The following is a 17,912-nucleotide window of genomic DNA, read 5'->3' on the forward strand; positions in this document are numbered from 1 at the left end:
ATCTGGTTTCCAAACCATGAAAAATTTTCAAAATCATCTCGCTCAAATCGTAGGGCTTCTCAATGACAGGCACTTCCATCCCGGAACCACCATCGGCCAGGCACTGAATATCAGCCGAACGGCGGTGTGGAAAACCGTTCAAAAACTTAAAAAATATGAGATTCCCATCACCACCGATAAAAGCAAGGGGTATTGTTTAAAGCAGCCCTTGCTGTTACTCGACCCAAAAAAAATTAAAAATGGAGTTCAAGCAGAACCGGTTCGGATTGATTTATTCGAGCAAATTAATTCTACCAACGAATATTTAAAAGGGGTGAAACGCCCTCAACAACTAAACATTTGTTTGACTGAAATGCAAACTCAAGGTAAAGGCCGTTTCCAACGCGCCTGGCACTCGCCTTTTGGGAAAAATATTTATTTATCCTTAAAATATCCATTCAATAAAGATGTCAGCGAGCTCACCGCTTTAAGTCTAGTTTGCGGGTTAGCCGTTTGTAATGCCATTGAAAAAAGCTGCCCATTGACAAAACCCGTTTTCGTTAAATGGCCAAACGATATAATTTGTGAGGATAAAAAATTAGCCGGTATTCTAATTGAAATTGAAGCGGAAAAACATGGCTTTTATTCAGCAATTATTGGAATTGGTCTTAATGTAAACATGGAAAAAAAACAGGATAAAATCGATCAACCCTGGACTTCCATTAAAAATTTAACTGCCACCGACCAAGATCGAAATCAGCTTTGTGCTGCATTAATTAGTGAATTGGTTAGCTGCATTGATTGTTTTGAAAATAAAGGTTTTAACGAATTTTTACCCTCATGGAAAACCAAAGACTATTTAATTACTAGGCAAATTCAATTAAAATCCGGCCGCCAAGAGCTCCAAGGCAAAAGCTTAGGAATTAACTCAAGGGGTTATTTAACCGTCCAACTCTCAGATGGTTCTCAACGAATATTCTCTTCTGGTGACACGACTTTACTAAAATAATTCAACAACGGCTGAATAAAAAGTTTTCCAGTAGCAGAACCACCATAAGGAATCACTCCTAAGCAAGGAGCTTTTATTCTCTTTCTTAATGTTTGAATATTTTCAGCCATAGCAAGGACATCCGGCTCGATGCAATTAGCGACCCAGCCAACCAATGGTATTTTTTCCCACAGCATGGCCTTCACCGTTAAAAAAGCATGATTTAAACAACCTAATTTAATGCCAATAACTAAAACGACAGGTATTTTAAGTAATTTTACTAGGTCTGATAGGAATTCCTCTTCATTTAATGGAACAAACCATCCACCTACCCCCTCCACAATAAACACATCGGCGGGGAGGTTAAAAATTTGATTAATAATTCTTGCTAGATTGTTTTTTGATAAAATATGATTATTTAATTTCGCGGCGATATGTGGCGCGACGGGGGATTCTAACGAAATCAGATTAACGTGCTCGTAAGTCGTTTTAATGGATGCAGCTTTTTGCAACGCAAGTGCATCATCATTGTAAAGCTTATTGTTGATCCTACAGCAACCTGAAGCAATAGGCTTGATACCAAAAGTTGAAAAACTCTTGTTATTAAATTGATGTAGCAACAAAGTACTAACGTATGTTTTTCCTACCCCTGTATCGGTTCCTGTAATAAAGAACTTCATTGTATTATCTTTTTCGCAATAAAAAATCCAATGTGATAAGTGAGTTTCGTATTGGTATTATACTTTTCTATTGGCATCGGTGACAAACCTTTTTTTCTTTTTGGGTAAAGCAAACAGTTCGCACCAATGGATTTAATTGATCGAATAGCATCTAATATCGATTCAAATGAATCAGTAAAAATTTTTTCATCGGTAGCAAGCAGTTCAAAACCTACATCCTTTAATAAGTGAACAATTGATTGCACGGTTAAAAAGGGATTTCGACAGTCATTCCTTAATTCACAGAAAGTCCCTATCAATGGGACTGAAAAAGCAAGCACACCAAGCGCCTTTAACTGCGAAAATAATATAAAAAAAGTCTGTTTTAGATCCAAAGCCCATTGAAACCCCATATTACAAAAGATAAGATCTAATGAATTGTAAAAGAACACATTATTTTCAAAATCTGCTAATATAAACTCAACGTTAGATTCTTTTAACTTACTTTTAGCTTGCATCAAAAGCTTCTCACAAAAGTCAATTGCATAAAGATTTTTATAAGGAAAAGAATTGGCAACAGCTTTAGTACTGATACCCGTTCCACAAGCAAAATCTGCAATAATTTTTGTTTGAATACGCATCTCTTTCAATAGTGTCAGTAATTGCTTGCAAATTTTTTGTTGAATCAAAGCATAATCATCGTAAGTGTCAAACGCTTTATTGAACGAACGCTGAATACGCTTTTTTAACGAATTAATCATCATTAACGAACCGCATTAGTCGATCATAAAACTCCCGAGCATGAGTCAGAAAAGGAAGATGTCCTGCTTTAGGGAGTGAATAAATTTTAGATTGTTTATTTAAACTGGAAAGCGCTTTTGAATCCACTTTATAAATTGCATCCTTTTCTCCGAATAGATGGAATAAAGGAATTTTAAGACGGCTATATTCTGCACGAAGATCTATTTCAAATAAAATTGAAAGATAATTTCTCAAACAATTTTTATCTCTTTTAAAATCAACGGCATTTCTGATTAATTGATTTCTAAAAGCTGAGTTTTTATTTGGATAATTAACCAAAAATAAAAAACAATTAAACAAATTATTAAAATTTTTTTTAGCTAAAATAAGAAATCGATCGGCATACTTTTTATCAATTCCAGGCCAATTAGCGTCAGCGACAAAGCGTGGTGAACTTGAAATTAAAGCAAGTTTTTTTACTTTTCCCGGAAATTGGGAAGCTAATTTAATTCCGATTAATCCACCCAATGACCACCCTAAAATAATTGATTCATCGGGAATTTGAGACAATAAACAATTTACCACAGATTCAAGCGTCAATTCTGTCAACCAGGGTAAATCAATTAAAGTAATTTTTCTTTCAAGATATGTATTTTCTTTTAATAAAGAAGCATGAACCCCCCAACCAGAAATAAAAACAATCGGTTCCCTTAACATAACAACGAAGCTAGTCGATCAAGCAGTTGCATGATTTCAGTTTCTGTATGAAAAAAACTAAGAGAAATCCGAATTCTCGCACTACCCGCAGGTACGGTCGGCGGTCGTATGCAGGAGACAAAAAAACCAAAATCAATCAGTTTCTCTTGAATAATTTGCGTTTTTTGATTATCACAAATTTGTAAGCATTTAATTGGCGTCGGGCCATCCGATATTAATTTTAGACCATTCTTTTTAGAATACTGGATAAACGTTTGAGAAAGTGCGGTGAGCTTCTCACGACGCCAAGTCTCTTTTTGAATAATTTCAAGCGATTCCGAAACCGCTAATGCTAGCGCTGGCGGTAAAGCAGTAGTATTACGATAGCTTCGTGAAAATTGCAATACCGCCTCAACAAGGTCACTACGACCCGAAACAAGAGCACCAGCACAACCAAACGCTTTTCCCAAAGGAGTTATTAAACAAGGGAGCTCCGTTTGAGTCAAATTCCAATATTCAGAAATTCCACCACCATTTTTACCTAAAACACCAATCCCATGAGCATCATCAACAATAAGCAAAATATCCTGGCCTGAAATCAAATCAATTATTGAAGGCAACGGTGTGATATCGCCTTCCATACTAAAAATACCTTCCGTCACTAAAAAATGAGCTTTTTTGAAAGATATTAAAAATTTAAGTCGCTCGAAATTTTGATGTGGATAACGATAATGTTTTGCTCTTGAAAGTTGTATCGCATCCAATAACGAGGCATGGCACAATTTATCAGAAAGAATAATTTGCTTTCGATCAGCCAATGAAGTTATCACCCCTAAATTTGCTAAATATCCTGAATTAAAAAATATAGCGCAATCTCGATTCAAAAATGCAGCAAATTTTTCTTCTAGCATTTTTTGGGGCTTAAAATAACCTGAAATCAAAGCTGAAGAACCGCTACCCGCCCCATATTGTTGAACGCCGCGAATAAAAGCCGCCTTCACACCTGGATGATTCGCTAATCCTAAATAATCGTTGCTACAGAAATTGATACAATCTCTGCCATTTATATTGACCCACGCTTCTTTACGTTCTGCAACGACAATTCGCTTACGTAAAAGAGCAGATTGGGCATAGCATTGAATCTTATTTTTAATATCAGTAGCAAGCATGTTCTTCAGTTAAAATGGGTACTTTTAATCCTAACTTTTTTAACAAATTGACATCGCGATTTTGACAGGGGTTTTTAGAAGTCAATAGCTTATCACCATAAAAAATGGAATTCGCCCCAGCCATAAAACACCAAGCTTGCAACTCATCGCTCATTGCTTCACGCCCAGCGGATAATCGTATTACCGAAGTAGGAAAAAGAAGACGAGTGGTCGCTATCGTTTTTATAAACTCAAAAGGATCAATCGCTTTTGTATTTTCCAATGGAGTTCCTTTAATTGGAATTAATTGATTGATTGGTATACTATTTGGTGGCTCTGGCAATTGATAAAGTTCTAATAACAGTTGAATCCGATCTTCTCGAGATTCACCCATTCCTAAAATTCCGCCACAGCAAACATTAATGCCTGCATTTCTGACGTTTTTCAGCGTTTCAATCCGATCTTGATACGTGCGTGTGGTAATGATTTTTTTATAAAATTTAGGCGAAGTGTCTAGATTATGATTATAAAAATCGAGACCAGCTTCTTTTAATTGGAGCGCTTGCTCCTGATCTAACATTCCCAAGGTTACGCATGTTTCCAACCCCAGTGCTTTGACCGATTTGATCATTTCAAACACTTTAGATAATTCGCGCTTCGGTGGACTTCGCCACGCAGCCCCCATACAAAAACGCCGGGCGCCATTTTCCTTTGCTACTTTAGCTTGCTCTAAAACAGCTTCAAGTTTAATTAATTTTTCCCTTTCAACATCAGTTTTATAATGACCGCTTTGAGGACAATAAGCGCAATTTTCAGGGCACGTTCCTGTTTTAATACTGGAAAGCGTACACAGTTCCATATCCCGCACATCAAAACGCGATCGGTGTGTTTCATAAGCTTTGTAAAGCAATTCAAAAAAAGGTAATTCAAATAATTTAGCAACGGATGCTTGATTCCAATTACTTCCCTTCACTTCTCCTTCTCCCAAAATTAATAAAATACAAAAACAATTCTGCTTGATTAACCACAGCAATTGAGCTCACATCATTTCTCATCAATCACAGCCATTTCAATTTTAGGTCTTGTGATCAAAGTTTGACCCCGTTATCCCCGCCTGAACGGGGATAACGGGCTTTAAGTTTTTTAATCTTTACCAGTTATAGTAATAATTGGTTGCTTTTTAACCATCAATCATAGAAATAATCACCCAATTTGCACTAAAAAAAGTTTATGTTACTCTTTTCAATGAGTCAACTTAAAAATTCAAAAAGGTTAACCAAATGTTAGAAAACGATATACAGCGGTTAGACAGTCAACATGTTTGGCACCCCTGCTCCCAAATGAAAGACTACGAGCAATTTAAGCCACTTATTATTAAAAAAGCCTATGGTAGCTATATTGAACTCAGTAATGGCCAAAAGATAATTGATGCGATCTCCAGTTGGTGGTGTAAATCATTAGGCCATAACCACCCTAAATTAAAAGAAACTTTAAAACAGCAATTAGAAAAGTTTGAACATATTATTTTTGCTAATACCACTAACGAAATTATTGTAGCGCTCTCGCAACAATTGGCCACTCTTTTACCTGGTTTAAATAAAGTATTTTACGCAGGCGATGGCTCTTGTGCAGTCGAAATTGCAATGAAAATGAGTTTACATTCAAGAATCATTCAAGGCCATAAAAAGCGAAAGAAATTTATTGCTTTAAAAAATAGCTATCATGGTGAAACTGTCGGTGCTTTAAGTGTCAGTGACATTGGACTTTATCGAGCGCCTTATTCAACGATGCTATTTAAACCTTATTTTATCGAATCAATTCCTTATGTGCTGAATACGCAAGCCCAAGAATGGAACGACTGTTCAGTACACTGGGAGGAGATTGAACGTTTTCTCAAACCCCACGCAGAAACAGCAACCGCTATTTTGGTAGAACCGATTATCCAAGGTGCCGGCGGCATGAAAATTTATAGTCAGGATTTTCTAGCACGATTGTTTCAGTGGGCTAAAAATAATCACATTTATTTTATTGCCGATGAAATTATGACAGGCATAGGCCGCACGGGAAAAATGCTCGCGTGCGAACATGCTGGAATTATTCCCGATTTTATCTGTCTTTCAAAAGGGTTAACCTCTGGTTTCTTGCCTTTCAGCGCTGTGCTAACCTCAGACGAAATCTATCAGCTTTTCTATGACGATTATCAAACAGGAAAAGCTTTTTTGCATTCCCATACTTATTCTGGAAATACATTAGCCGCCGCTGTGGCACTAGCTACATTAAAAGTTTTTTCTGAAGAAAAAATATGTGCACGAGCTCATAAATTAGGCAAGTTCATGTTAAAAAAGATGACTCAAGTTGCACAAGAAACAGGCCAATTAGAAAATGTAAGGGGTATTGGCGCTATTGTTGCTGCTGATTTAATTCCGAAAGCAGGTCGCCCCCGTTTAGGATATGAAGTGTATCAAGAGGCTATAAAACAAGGGGTATTACTACGCCCAATCGGGAATACGATCTATTGGCTGCCGCCGCTTAATATTGATTTTGATCTCATTGAAGTATTACAAAAGGTAACGAAAAATACTATAAAAATTCTATGCTCTACCACGCGCAGCGCTGTTTGTTCTTGAATCAATTTGAAAAACCTATAAAAATTCCTTTAAGCTTTGCTTTCTTCCAATCAAAATAAATATTCTATCATTAAAGTTTTGAATAAATATGCTACTGATTTTTTAGGATGCGGATCCAGCGGCGTGCACGTTATTGAGTATCGAACTTGATATATCTTCTTAATGGGTAGACAATTTTCTATAGTGGCGTTAATCGTTAGCATTACCGGCTCATTACTTGTGCGAATATTATTTATTTTTATTCTAGAGATATTGAGTGGAAATATTCAACTATGACGCTCTACATCGGACTCAGCTTCTAACGATAACATTGGTCAAAAATATTTTGAGATTGATTAGAATAGTTGAATCCGTGATATAAACTGGTCTTTTATTTATTATGATTTTTTCCAAAAATTAATCAAAGAGAGCTTTTCTAATAAAAAAGACCGTCCACTACGCAATTTGCCAGATTGTGTTTATGCTACAGAGTGATCTTTTATTTCAGATAATAATTTACTTAAAATGGCTAACAAACATATTTCTTTTCTTTTATAAAAAACAAATATGCAATTTTAATAAAAAATTACATGAAATTCATTCTCAGTTTCCGGTCTATTATTTAGAATTCAAAAAAATCAGCTCTTAATTAAAAAATTCACATACTAATTAATTAATTAATTCAAATACATGAGCTACTAGACTGGAAACTCAGCACTACCTTAATTTAAATACCGAAATTATTGATAGCTATGAATATAAATTCTATATCTAACTATTATAGCTATCTACAAGATCTGGCCACAAAAGAATACTATTTCTTTTTTGATTATTTTGACAGTCTCACCTTAGCATTAATGTCCGTACTATCCATTAAGGAGGATTCTGACAATTAATTAGTTAAAAAATATTTTTTAACTATACGCTCATCGCTTTCAAAAAAATAAAAATAATTGGCTACCGACCAATAAAAACATATTTTTACTTATTAATGAAATTTTCATTTACTGACTCTTATCAGAATTTAAACTTTCTATAATTTTCAATCTAGTTGGTGGACATTATTATATTTAACAATCGACAATCGCTATTAAATCATTTTTCAAAATTTTTTTAAAAAACACCGATAAATTACGTTACATTAGTCTTATTTGAGTCATATTTAAAAATATTGAGAAAAGAAAAAGAAACTCAGATCCATCCTAATATAGTTAAATTTTTTAACGCGGGTTACATTAAAAAAAACAAAAAATAATAGCGGCTGAGACATTAAAAAAGAATTAGATAATTCAGTTAATTTAATTTAATTATCAAATATGCTTAAGGAGAACTATCCTAAATTAAACAACGGTAAGCTAAATAGATTATTTGAAGATTTTTGTATGATAAAAAAAACACTATTCATGTATCGCTCTAACCGCTTTAACTCCTTTCAATCGGGCGACTCTTATCAAAGAGTTTCAATATTGCCAAGTATTGTCAAGTACCCCATCAGTTTGCCAGAACAATAGTAGTTGAGTCGAGATTAAGAGTAAGCTAACATGGGCAGCGTGCCCTGGTATGTTGATATGTAAACTTGATGGCTGGGTGGCAGAGTGGTCATGCAGCGGCCTGCAAAGCCGCGTACGCCGGTTCGAGTCCGGCCTCAGCCTGTAATCTGTATTATAAATACCAGATTTATTTATTGCCACACTCATTCTGAGCCTGGGTGGCGGAATTGGTAGACGCAAGGGACTTAAAATCCCTCGGGCGATAGCCCGTGCCGGTTCGAGTCCGGCCCCGGGCACCAGATTTCCACTTTTAAATTAATAAGTTAAAAGGTATCTGTAAAGTAGTTGAACTGATCAATTTTAAAAGATAGAAATATAATAGAAAACCTCCCATTTTAATGGGTGACCCTATCTATATATTCGAATAAAATTGGAGAACGCGGACGTTAGCAACTTGAAACTAACGAGCGTCCCTTCTTCGATATTTCCAATCTATCTGCTCCTGTGTTAGCTATTCTATGCGCAATAAAATTTTTAGGTGCCAGAATTTTTATCTTTTGAATGCCGTATTTATGCGAGGCAAATTAACAGAAAATCTTTTAAACGAGTATAAAAAAGAGAATAAAGATACCAGTAATCATTACTCTATAAAATATCGATGCTGCTCCTACTCCAGCTAATCGCAGGGGAGATACAATGGATGAAACAAAAACACTTGATGAGGAAGAATTGACCTACTTCAGTCGTTTTGCAGATTAGTCAATGAAGATAAGGAAATTTTTCCTCGAAACGCAGCGGATTCACCTTACTTTATTAACAGCTTAAATTTGCCATAGCAGAAGGATCTCGCTAAAGATTTTCCTGCCTATTATGAAATTCACCGCTGGTGTTTTTAGTCTGAAGCTAATTTTCCTAAAAACTCTGATTGTATAAAAAATTTCGAATACATACCAACGGACGCCTTTGGAGAAGGAGTAGTTCCATTTATTTATTTAAAATACAAAGTAAAATTTACAATTATTAGCCGCAATATGCGGCCCCAGTTAATCATAGATTTATATTCTTTGGACTTTTATAAAGACAGCCAAAGAATCAAAAAAGAATAGAAAACAAAAATAATGCAGGAGGCAAGAACACCTTTGCAAGGAATGATAGAGATTAAAATAATTAAGTCGACAAAAAAGGTTAATTTTTTAGTAGTTTTATGACTTTTTTTTAGTATGATTCTGGAGGGCTGGAGTCATTACTGCTGACATTCAAAGTGAAATAAAAATGCAAAGCCAAATTTTAATCGTAGAGGGGATGATCACGTGTGCTTTTATCACTCTATTTTTATGTATGGAAGATCACGCAAGAAGGCGAGAAAAGTTTAGCACTTTTAATTAAAATCGTTTGAACATTCTTATTCGGAACAATATAAAGCAATTCTAGTGGTTTTAAAGATTGTGAATTCAGATAATCCTTTATGGACTCTCTTGCAAGTGAGAAGTGCATTGAGGCGGTCAATTCCAGATTCTCCATTAGACCATCACAAGTACCTTCAGAACCCCCACAGCATCAGCAAGGCGCTGATCTGGGTGAGTAACCCGTATTTCGCTTCGCTTCATACGGGTTACTTGGAATTTCTGTTTTACAATGCCCTTGATTTTACATTGGCAGAATTTCTGTTTCAGAAAAGAAAAGATTGATTGCGCATTTTCCATTTGATTCGAGAATTCGAACGTCTTTTATACAATCTAAATTTTTACAATGTAACGAATCCAAGTCGAATTTCTGAAAGGTTCATTTTTAATTGGTAAGCTTTGCTTGGTAGGCTTTAAAAAGAAAGCTTGATTATTTTCTTCCTTGGGGACAGCATTATTTTTACAATTATTAAACAAATTTGTTGATTGGTAGCACGAGTAATATTTTCAGCCATTTAACTAATAGAATAGAGAAAAGAGACTGTTTTCACGGACTCACTGGCATTAAGTGTTTCTTTGTCGCTCGCATCGAAAAATTCATCAGAAGATCCATCTAAACAGTCTGTGTCTTCGATTTCTCGTATTTCCATTGCGGGATTAACTTATTTTCTAATCCACTTGAAATTTTTTCTTGATGCTCCTTGAAAGCACTGTCAATATAATCAATTTCATTCTCTTTAATCGACCTTCTAATTTCTTCAACTTTTATTCCCTTTAACTTCAAATAAATCATCGTAATTGTAGAAAAAGTAGCTGAAGAGGTAGCAGGCAGATACTGATTTAGAAATACTGATGCTATGGTTTAAAGTTCCGAATTCTTTACGACCGACACTTCCAAAAGTTTTACTAAATTATTTATCAGAAGCCGGTTTTTCAGCTTAATAAGCACTTCAAAATTTTCTAATTGACTTTGAATGATCTAAGTTGATAAAAATAGAATTTCGAAATAAGAGAGGATATTATTATTAAATAAAAAACTCCTGAATCGCTAATTTAACTGACTCCAACGTCGGCTCTTTTGTGTTTATTTTTTCTACAAACTTAAGAATTTCTTTTTCATAATCTGGGTTTAAAATTTCTGCTGAGGACAGTTCTTTTAATTTTTTAAATTTATTTATTTCATCATCTGCTCATCTGCTTTTTTTAATTAATGAGCCTAACTCTTCCTAAAGTTGATAATTATCATCTATATAAACAAAGTTTCAAGTATAGTATTAAGATGTCTGTTTTCTCAGGCACTTTATTTTCCTCATGTTTTTGAAAAATTAAGATTTAGTTATTCAATTTAGTATATAATCCCTACATTATAAAAAATTAAATTTACCTTAATAATTTGATAGAATATTTTCTAGTAAGAAATTGAATTAATGTTATTTATTCAATATTTTTAAAATTAACTTAAATTAAAGCACGCCATCCCGCGGAAGTGGAAATGACCAGAGATATTAATTTTTATTTGTGAAAGAAGCTTGGACTACCTGGTCGCGAATGTAGGTAGGTTCGCTTTTTTCGGGGGCTACAACTTTGCCTTTTAAATATTTTTGATTAGCAATGAGGGCCAAAGAGGCAGCGTCAGGATAAATATCTGCATCCATTTTTGACGTGGATTTTTTAAGAAAGGATTGATAAATGCTCCAGGCATTTCCTGCTATTAACCAATCTTTATCAGGCCAATCAATGTCAGTAGGGTTACTCACTTGGTCCAAAATAATTGGCTGCATAATGCCGTATCTATCCACTTGATAGCCTCCCCAATAGATTGAATTCATTCGGGCATCCCAACCTGCTAATATGTATTCGCTTTGAATTTTTTGCTGGTAGGAACCAATTTCAAAAAATATTTTAAATGACAGGTTGGTTCCTCATCGACTAAAAATGATGAGAGGGCTTTGCGTGGTTCCAACGTTTTTTGGGGAGAGTGCGTGTCTGTCTTCAGCTAAATTATAGATATAATAATCGTAGTTGTTCCAAAGTTGCTTTGCCAAGCTATTCTACCACTTTGGTGTGGCCTGCTAAGTAAAACGATTTTATGAGGTAATTTTTTTCAATATTTTCAATTAAATAGCGTTTCATTAAACCATTATGACTCAAATGTCGGAATGGTCAAAGCTGGCTCGTTGACTCTTCTGCCGATATCAACCAAGATAAACGCCACTTCTTTACTGTAAGGAAAATAGGTATGTGCGGCATCGTAGGAGCCGTTGCAGAACGCCCTGTAGCGGATATTTTGTTAGAAGGTTTAAATCGTTTGGAATATCGCGGCTATGATTCAGCCGGGATGGCGTTGCTGTACCCGAAAACCCATCAAATTCAATGCGTTCGGGTTAAGGGCAAAGTGGCTGCATTGGTTGATTCTGTCAAAAAAAAACCGTTACTCGGTAAAATCGGTATTGCGCACACGCGCTGGGCAACGCACGGTGAACCTTCGCAAAAAAACGCACATCCACACTGTTCTGAAAAAACCATCGCCGTTGTCCATAACGGTATCATCGAAAATCACGATTCTCTACGGCGAAAATTAACGAAAGCAGGCTACAAGTTTAAGTCGGAAACAGATACCGAAGTCATCGCTCATTTGATTCATTATCATTTACAATCTACCCTTGAGTTGTTAACAGCCATTCAGCAAGCCACAAAATTGCTTAAAGGTGGTTACGCACTGGGCATTATCAGCACGCGCGAGCCAGAAACCTTATATGCTGTTCGATGCGGTAGTTCTTTGGTTATTGGATTAGGAATTGGTGAAAATTTCATTGCCTCGGATCAACTTGCTTTGTTGCCTGTCACGCAACGGTTTATTTATTTGGAAGAAGGCGACATTGTCAAAATTAGTTTAAAAAGCGTGGCTATTTATGATAAAAACAAAAAAGCGGTAAAACGCACGGCTCACGCTACGAAAATCGATTACAACGCAACGTGTAAAGGTAAATATCGTCATTACATGCAAAAAGAAATTTTTGAGCAACCGCAAGCCGTGCTGGATACGATTAATAATCATTTCACTAAAGCGCAATTGACAGTACAACGGTTTGGCTCACAAGCCGCATCGATTTTTAAAAAAATTCAACGCGTCCAACTCGTTGCGTGCGGAACCAGCTATCACGCTGCTTTAGTAGGTCGTTATTGGTTGGAAGCTTTAGCAGGAATTCCTTGTCAAGCAGAAGTAGCGAGCGAAAATCGCTATCGCCAAGGAATCGTTGAGCCAAATACCTTGTTCGTTGCACTCTCACAATCTGGAGAAACGGCTGATACATTAGCCGCCCTACGACAAGCCAAAAAAGCTGGATATGCAGCTACGCTTGGCATTTGCAATGTGCCACAAAGCTCATTAGCGCGTGAGGCAGATCTGATTTTTTTAACTCGGGCTGGCGCTGAAATTGGTGTCGCCGCCACTAAAACATTTACGACACAATTAGTTGCTCTATTATTATTAACTTTTTTATTCCACCAAAATAATCAAAAATTAATTCGCAAATCTACTTCTATTTTACCACAATTAAAACAACTTCCTGCGCTGTTACAAAAAATGCTGGAGCTCGACCGTCAAATTAAGCAATTGTCCAAACGATTTAATGATAAAGAGCACGCACTATTTTTAGGACGGGGTCCGATGTTTCCGATCGCACTGGAGGGCGCGTTAAAACTCAAAGAAATTTCTTATATGCACGCCGAAGCTTATCCTGCTGGTGAATTAAAACACGGACCATTAGCCTTGGTGGATAAAGGCATGCCTGTTATTGTCGTCGCACCAAACGACCATTTCATTGAGAAATTAGCGTCTAATATCCAAGAAGTCCATGCGCGCGGCGGTGAATTATATGCTTTCGTTGATCATCGCATTAATTGGCAACAAAAAAATGGTACCACGCTGATAAAAATACCGCCCACTCCGGATTTTGCTGCGCCTATTGCATACACGATTCCGCTGCAATTATTAGCCTATCACGTCGCAGTGTTAAAAGGGACAGATATTGATCAGCCGCGTAATCTGGCAAAGTCGGTGACGGTAGAGTAGACCTAACCCCTAAACGCTGGCTCAGGCAGTCCCTTAGTTCCAACATTAATAGCAAATATCGCTCCAGCGGGGGGTGGCAGTAGTTCGGTTTCAGCAATTCCTTGTGAACAGGATGTCACGTATAATCGGTCCAGCTTTGGGCCACCAAAAATACAACTCGTAGGACGTTTGATTGGCATGTCGATGACTTTATCCTCTTTCCCATTCGGTGCATAGCGGAAAATTTTTCCGCTGTTCCACTGAGCTTCCCACACATAACCTTCAATATCCACTGTTAAGCCATCTGGTTCAATTGAGCTTTTTTCTAATTGCACGAAAATTTGGCGGTTGGAAACCGTGCCTTTTTGCAAATTAAAATCGTATTTATAAATACAGTATTTTAACCCATCCGTGTAATAAAAAATTTTATTGTTGGGACTCCAGCCTAAACCATTTGAAATGGTAATGCCTTCTTCAATTTTTATGAGTGCCCCATCGGGGTCTAAACGGTATAAACTGCCTTTTGGATTTTCAGTATCGATATTCGCAACACCAACCCAAAATCGACCATGCCAATCGCATTTACCATCATTCATGCGCAATGAATTGCTCCAGGGTTCAATGGCCACCAATTGCGTCATCTTTCCCGAAGGAATCTGAACAGAAAAAAACAGCGTTCCCCATGGTAATTATCACGCCTCCCGATTCACGCGGTACTACGGCGCCGATAAAGTCTGGCATTTTCCATTGCTGATAATCACCCGTCACCGGATTTAATCGATGTAACGACGGCTTTGCAATATCAATCCAATATAAAACATTTTCTCATACGGATGCCGCATCGGCCCTTCACCTAAAGCATTTTGGCCTTGCCAGATTATCTCAATATTCATGGATAACTCCTTCTATTTTCTCAAAGCGTAACACAAAAAAAATACGGATTCGAATAACCACGTGATCGATGAGAAAGTGAAGATCCTCTCCTCCTTCAGTGGGGAGATGGTTGGAAGAGGGATTTTAAGTTGTGAGGAAATTTGAGTTGAAACTTATTCCTTAAATTAGATTATCAGAACTTTAAATAAGGCCTAAAAACATTATCAAAAAAGAAAAATAATTTATTTTAATCAATAAATACATACTTTTACATTAGCACACCCGTTCACATTTAATTGTATTTATTTAAGATGTCAGTATTCTTATAATAACGATTGAAATGAACAAATTGAAGTTATCACGACTATTAAAGGAATGCACATTGGTATCCGTCACTGTGTTTTTAATAGTAGAGGACGATTCAATCATTCAAAAATAAAAGTTGTGACGAACTCTTAAAATTACTTGAAAATACAGATATAACCCTGGATATTTTGGATATCAACGAAATCATCAAAGAATTTGCTAGGCATGATAATGAATTAAGTAAAGAAGTGTATAGGAAAGCATGTCGAGCCAAGAAAGCAAAAACTCAAATATTTACCGCGATGATTCCCACTTCTAATGCTAAAAATAATTTTAATTTTTCAAAAAAGGTGTTAACCGACTTTTTTTAAAACTTACACTTTCAAAAAGGAACAACATAAAAATATTATTATCGAGTGGATTAACTCTTGATTTTAAAATTTAGCTGAGAAAAACACGCAAAGCCTCCTAAAAAAGTTGAAATAAAATCTTTTCTTGATAAAAATAATCATGATTTTAAAGAAATCATAAATGCGGTGTTGTTTTTATTTAGAAAAATAACTTTAATACAGTATCGCCAATCAGGTAAATAATGCGATAAATTTATTCGAATCAATACACCAGCAGGGTAGGAGTTTTGATATTTTTTTCTATATCACCTTATTCGATACGCTAAGAAAATAAAACGAATAAATACTGATAATGGTTAATGAGGAGCCTAGGTATTAATTATACATACATGAAAGTCTAAATTTTTTTCAAGAATGTTTAAATTTAGTTAACAAAAGTTTTTATAAATTTCAATATTCAGAGTTAAATGAAATACCTATACTTGATGGAAAAATCACTCAAGAAAATTAAAGGTAATCGAATCCAAACTTTACAATAGTCGACTGGAAATAGCGATTACACTTAACGAATTTTGATATACCACTATTCCGTTTTAAACGAATAACTATACCCACCCCCATGTTTATTTATTAATGCTTCTCTACATGGAGAAATAATATTATATCGAGGTTCATGACTATAATCAGTTCCTATAAATAACCCGATCCAAAACCGAAAAGGAATTGATATGATTTTTAAAACAGCTATTGATCATCAACAAGCAACCTCTTCTACAGTGCATAAAATACTTCGAATAATCATAAACCTCGCCAAGCATAACATCGAATTCTCTGGAATCCTATTTGATTATGGATACAAAGTGATCGAAATAATTTATAATTTGAATTTAATTACCACGCAATTAGTGTCTATTTTTTCAATTAGTATGGACACACAAGAAATACGCTAAGGCCGAAAATTTTATCCGAAATAAAATCGGAAATGATGAATTTTTTCAACTTCTAATAGAAAAGATTGCTGCTCAAAAAATTACTGAGGAAGATAATGGTTTTCATAAAAAATTTAGAAAAATATAGTATCTTTAATACCAGGTCAATCAGACGAACTTTTTACTTCTATTTTTCATTTTATTTGAAAATATCAAGGAGATAAATAAAATCTCTCTCAGATTTCTAATTTTCAAGTTGACTGCTGTTGGTGTTAACAAATATTAATTAGAAATACATCTATTTGAAAAATTAAAAACAAGTTCTAATGAAAAAAAGTGGTTGTACATGATAGAAGGCACTATTATTTTCAATCAACTTAATGATGTTAAATATTTAATAGATTAATTAAGCTGTCCTGAGAATTGGGGAATGACGAAAGCTGTCTTGACTCGTTTGTTTCTAAATCTCTACTTAGTTTCTTACCTTTACTATTTTAATCTAATCCATTCTCCAGGGAATTTTCAATTCGCTCCAACCATTGTATATCGTTACAACTTTTTCCCATTCTAATACTCCATCTTTCTTTAAAAAATATGAAAAGTAGAACCCTTTCTTTAATCTGACTAATACTCAATTTCACTACGGTTAATCGTATTCATTAAAATAGCGATCATTGTCATTCCAATTACCACTAAAATTGGAGGGACATTGACGCCATAGCTTGCTAAATAAGTGGTTAAGAAAAAAATAGTGGTGATAATAGATTTTAACCTAAAAAATTTCACAAAACGGTCGACTAAATAAACGCAATCAATACTAAAGTCAATACCCATGTCTACCAATAAGAGTGAGATTTTTAAAGAGGTGAACCTATAACGGTGTAATGCGAACATTGAAATAAAGGAAAAGAAATTACTCCACCCATAAATAATTACAATCAAAACAATAGATAATTTCCAAATTTTTTATGTTTGAACACCAACATAAAAGTATCAAAAGCGTTTTTCAACTTTATATTAATTTTTTTCTTCACTGAAATGTTTCAGCAAACAGTCATCCTAATAAAAACGCGTTAATCAATGAAATCAACGAAACAAAATAAAGCGGCGTTGAAAACCAAAACCAGCTCACAAACCGACTATCCAATAAAACACCTCCAATAATGGGGCCGATGATAAAGCCAAACGAAATTAACAAGAGTATCAAGCTAATATTACGTGCTTTGTACACTTCCGAGCTTACATCCACAATGACCGCTTCTGCAGCGGGCTGGCTTCCCGCCGTAAATCCCGCGATTACTCAACCAAGAATCAAGAACGTCAGGCTATAAATGCCGACAGCAAAAGCTGATAATAAATAATCCAAAAACGAGCCAATTAAACAAAGCAACAGCGCATTTTTTCGGCCAAGGGTATTGGAAAGATCGCCCAGAATAGCAGCGCCGAAAAACCAACAGGTCATGAAAATACCTACTGTCAGGCCATACAGAAAATCCCACGTCACTAGCGTTGTCACTGCCGCCAGAAAAAGAATGCTTATCAATGATAATGGCGTTCTCTATTGCCATGGATCAACTATGTTTGAATTGCTGTGAGCAAGTTTGAAAACCGGCTAATAAATAGTAATTTTATACACCTTATTCACAGTTTCACGAGCGATACCGCAACTAGCGATTTTTTTCTGTTCAAA

The 17,912-nt window shown here is 35.5% G+C and carries 12 protein-coding genes, 2 tRNA genes and 5 pseudogenes; 7 read left to right on the forward strand and 12 right to left on the reverse strand.

The window, feature by feature from the left end; all coding sequences use genetic code 11:
• Positions 1–16: 16 nt before the first annotated feature.
• Positions 17–988 (forward strand): biotin--[acetyl-CoA-carboxylase] ligase, encoded by a 972-nt coding sequence (locus tag FIV31_RS07760; protein ID WP_280124367.1) that lies wholly within the window; start codon positions 17–19, stop codon positions 986–988.
• On the opposite strand, the gene bioD is transcribed toward FIV31_RS07760, so the two are convergent.
• From bioD to bioB, 5 genes are read right to left on the reverse strand one after another with little or no spacing between them, the layout of a single operon-like run.
• Complete coding sequence (gene bioD / locus FIV31_RS07765) at positions 946–1,647, reverse strand: dethiobiotin synthase (RefSeq protein WP_280124368.1); 702 nt, start codon at positions 1,645–1,647, stop codon at positions 946–948. The two genes, FIV31_RS07760 and bioD, sit on opposite strands and share 43 nt — an antisense overlap.
• Entirely contained in the window at positions 1,644–2,390 is a 747-nt protein-coding gene (gene bioC, locus FIV31_RS07770) for a malonyl-ACP O-methyltransferase BioC (RefSeq protein WP_280124369.1), read from the reverse strand. Before bioC ends, bioD begins: the two co-directional genes overlap by 4 nt.
• Positions 2,380–3,084, reverse strand: a complete 705-nt coding sequence (locus tag FIV31_RS07775) for an alpha/beta fold hydrolase (RefSeq protein ID WP_280124370.1) — start codon at positions 3,082–3,084, stop codon at positions 2,380–2,382. Before FIV31_RS07775 ends, bioC begins: the two co-directional genes overlap by 11 nt.
• The gene (locus tag FIV31_RS07780) at positions 3,078–4,232 is read right to left on the reverse strand and encodes an aminotransferase class I/II-fold pyridoxal phosphate-dependent enzyme (protein ID WP_280124371.1); all 1,155 of its coding nucleotides are present in this window, start codon (positions 4,230–4,232) and stop codon (positions 3,078–3,080) included. Before FIV31_RS07780 ends, FIV31_RS07775 begins: the two co-directional genes overlap by 7 nt.
• Entirely contained in the window at positions 4,219–5,184 is a 966-nt protein-coding gene (gene bioB, locus FIV31_RS07785) for a biotin synthase BioB (RefSeq protein WP_280124379.1), read from the reverse strand. Before bioB ends, FIV31_RS07780 begins: the two co-directional genes overlap by 14 nt.
• A 307-nt stretch (positions 5,185–5,491) precedes the next feature.
• Between bioB and bioA the strand changes: the two genes are divergently transcribed.
• The 4 genes and pseudogenes from bioA (at position 5,492) to FIV31_RS07805 (ending at position 8,606) form a co-directional block, all read left to right on the forward strand.
• Positions 5,492–6,838 (forward strand): adenosylmethionine--8-amino-7-oxononanoate transaminase, encoded by a 1,347-nt coding sequence (bioA, locus tag FIV31_RS07790; protein ID WP_280124372.1) that lies wholly within the window; start codon positions 5,492–5,494, stop codon positions 6,836–6,838.
• 78 nt (positions 6,839–6,916) lie between these two features.
• Positions 6,917–7,111: pseudogene (locus FIV31_RS08750) on the forward strand (hypothetical protein); the annotation flags it as partial.
• 1,287 nt (positions 7,112–8,398) lie between these two features.
• Positions 8,399–8,469, forward strand: a tRNA-Cys gene (locus FIV31_RS07800).
• Between the two features lie 50 nt (positions 8,470–8,519).
• Positions 8,520–8,606 (forward strand) — tRNA-Leu (locus tag FIV31_RS07805).
• Between the two features lie 1,437 nt (positions 8,607–10,043).
• Here the strand turns inward: FIV31_RS07805 and FIV31_RS07810 are convergent.
• From FIV31_RS07810 to FIV31_RS07820, 3 pseudogenes are all read right to left on the reverse strand, one after another.
• Positions 10,044–10,897: pseudogene (locus tag FIV31_RS07810) on the reverse strand (Dot/Icm T4SS effector protein CbEPF1); the annotation flags it as partial.
• A gap of 318 nt (positions 10,898–11,215) precedes the next feature.
• Positions 11,216–11,584: pseudogene (locus FIV31_RS07815) on the reverse strand (tRNA threonylcarbamoyladenosine biosynthesis protein TsaB); the annotation flags it as partial.
• Between the two features lie 70 nt (positions 11,585–11,654).
• Positions 11,655–11,913, reverse strand: a pseudogene (locus FIV31_RS07820) (ATP-binding protein); the annotation flags it as partial.
• Positions 11,914–11,949: 36 nt separating this feature from the next.
• Between FIV31_RS07820 and glmS the strand changes: the two are divergent.
• Positions 11,950–13,785 carry a glutamine--fructose-6-phosphate transaminase (isomerizing) gene (gene glmS / locus FIV31_RS07825; protein ID WP_280124373.1) on the forward strand — a complete coding sequence of 612 codons (1,836 nt, stop codon included), beginning with the start codon at positions 11,950–11,952 and terminating at the stop codon, positions 13,783–13,785.
• Between the two features lie 2 nt (positions 13,786–13,787).
• On the opposite strand, the pseudogene FIV31_RS07830 reads toward glmS, so the two are convergent.
• Positions 13,788–14,657 (reverse strand): annotated as a pseudogene (locus tag FIV31_RS07830) (SMP-30/gluconolactonase/LRE family protein).
• A 1,364-nt stretch (positions 14,658–16,021) separates the two neighbouring features.
• Between FIV31_RS07830 and FIV31_RS07835 the strand changes: the two are divergent.
• Positions 16,022–16,243 carry a hypothetical protein gene (locus FIV31_RS07835; RefSeq protein ID WP_280124374.1) on the forward strand — a complete coding sequence of 74 codons (222 nt, stop codon included), beginning with the start codon at positions 16,022–16,024 and terminating at the stop codon, positions 16,241–16,243.
• 603 nt (positions 16,244–16,846) lie between these two features.
• On the opposite strand, the gene FIV31_RS07840 is transcribed toward FIV31_RS07835, so the two are convergent.
• From FIV31_RS07840 to FIV31_RS07850, 3 genes are all read right to left on the reverse strand, one after another.
• Positions 16,847–17,056 carry a hypothetical protein gene (locus FIV31_RS07840; protein WP_280124375.1) on the reverse strand — a complete coding sequence of 70 codons (210 nt, stop codon included), beginning with the start codon at positions 17,054–17,056 and terminating at the stop codon, positions 16,847–16,849.
• 220 nt (positions 17,057–17,276) lie between these two features.
• Positions 17,277–17,519 (reverse strand): hypothetical protein, encoded by a 243-nt coding sequence (locus tag FIV31_RS07845; protein WP_341873977.1) that lies wholly within the window; start codon positions 17,517–17,519, stop codon positions 17,277–17,279.
• 3 nt (positions 17,520–17,522) lie between these two features.
• On the reverse strand, positions 17,523–17,765 hold the full coding sequence (locus FIV31_RS07850; RefSeq protein ID WP_280124377.1) for an MFS transporter: 243 nt from the start codon (positions 17,763–17,765) through the stop codon (positions 17,523–17,525).
• Positions 17,766–17,912 lie beyond the last annotated feature (147 nt).

Origin of the sequence: Coxiella endosymbiont of Ornithodoros amblus, assembly GCF_019425495.1 — a bacterium.
In the GTDB taxonomy this organism is placed as follows: Bacteria; Pseudomonadota; Gammaproteobacteria; order Coxiellales; family Coxiellaceae; genus Coxiella.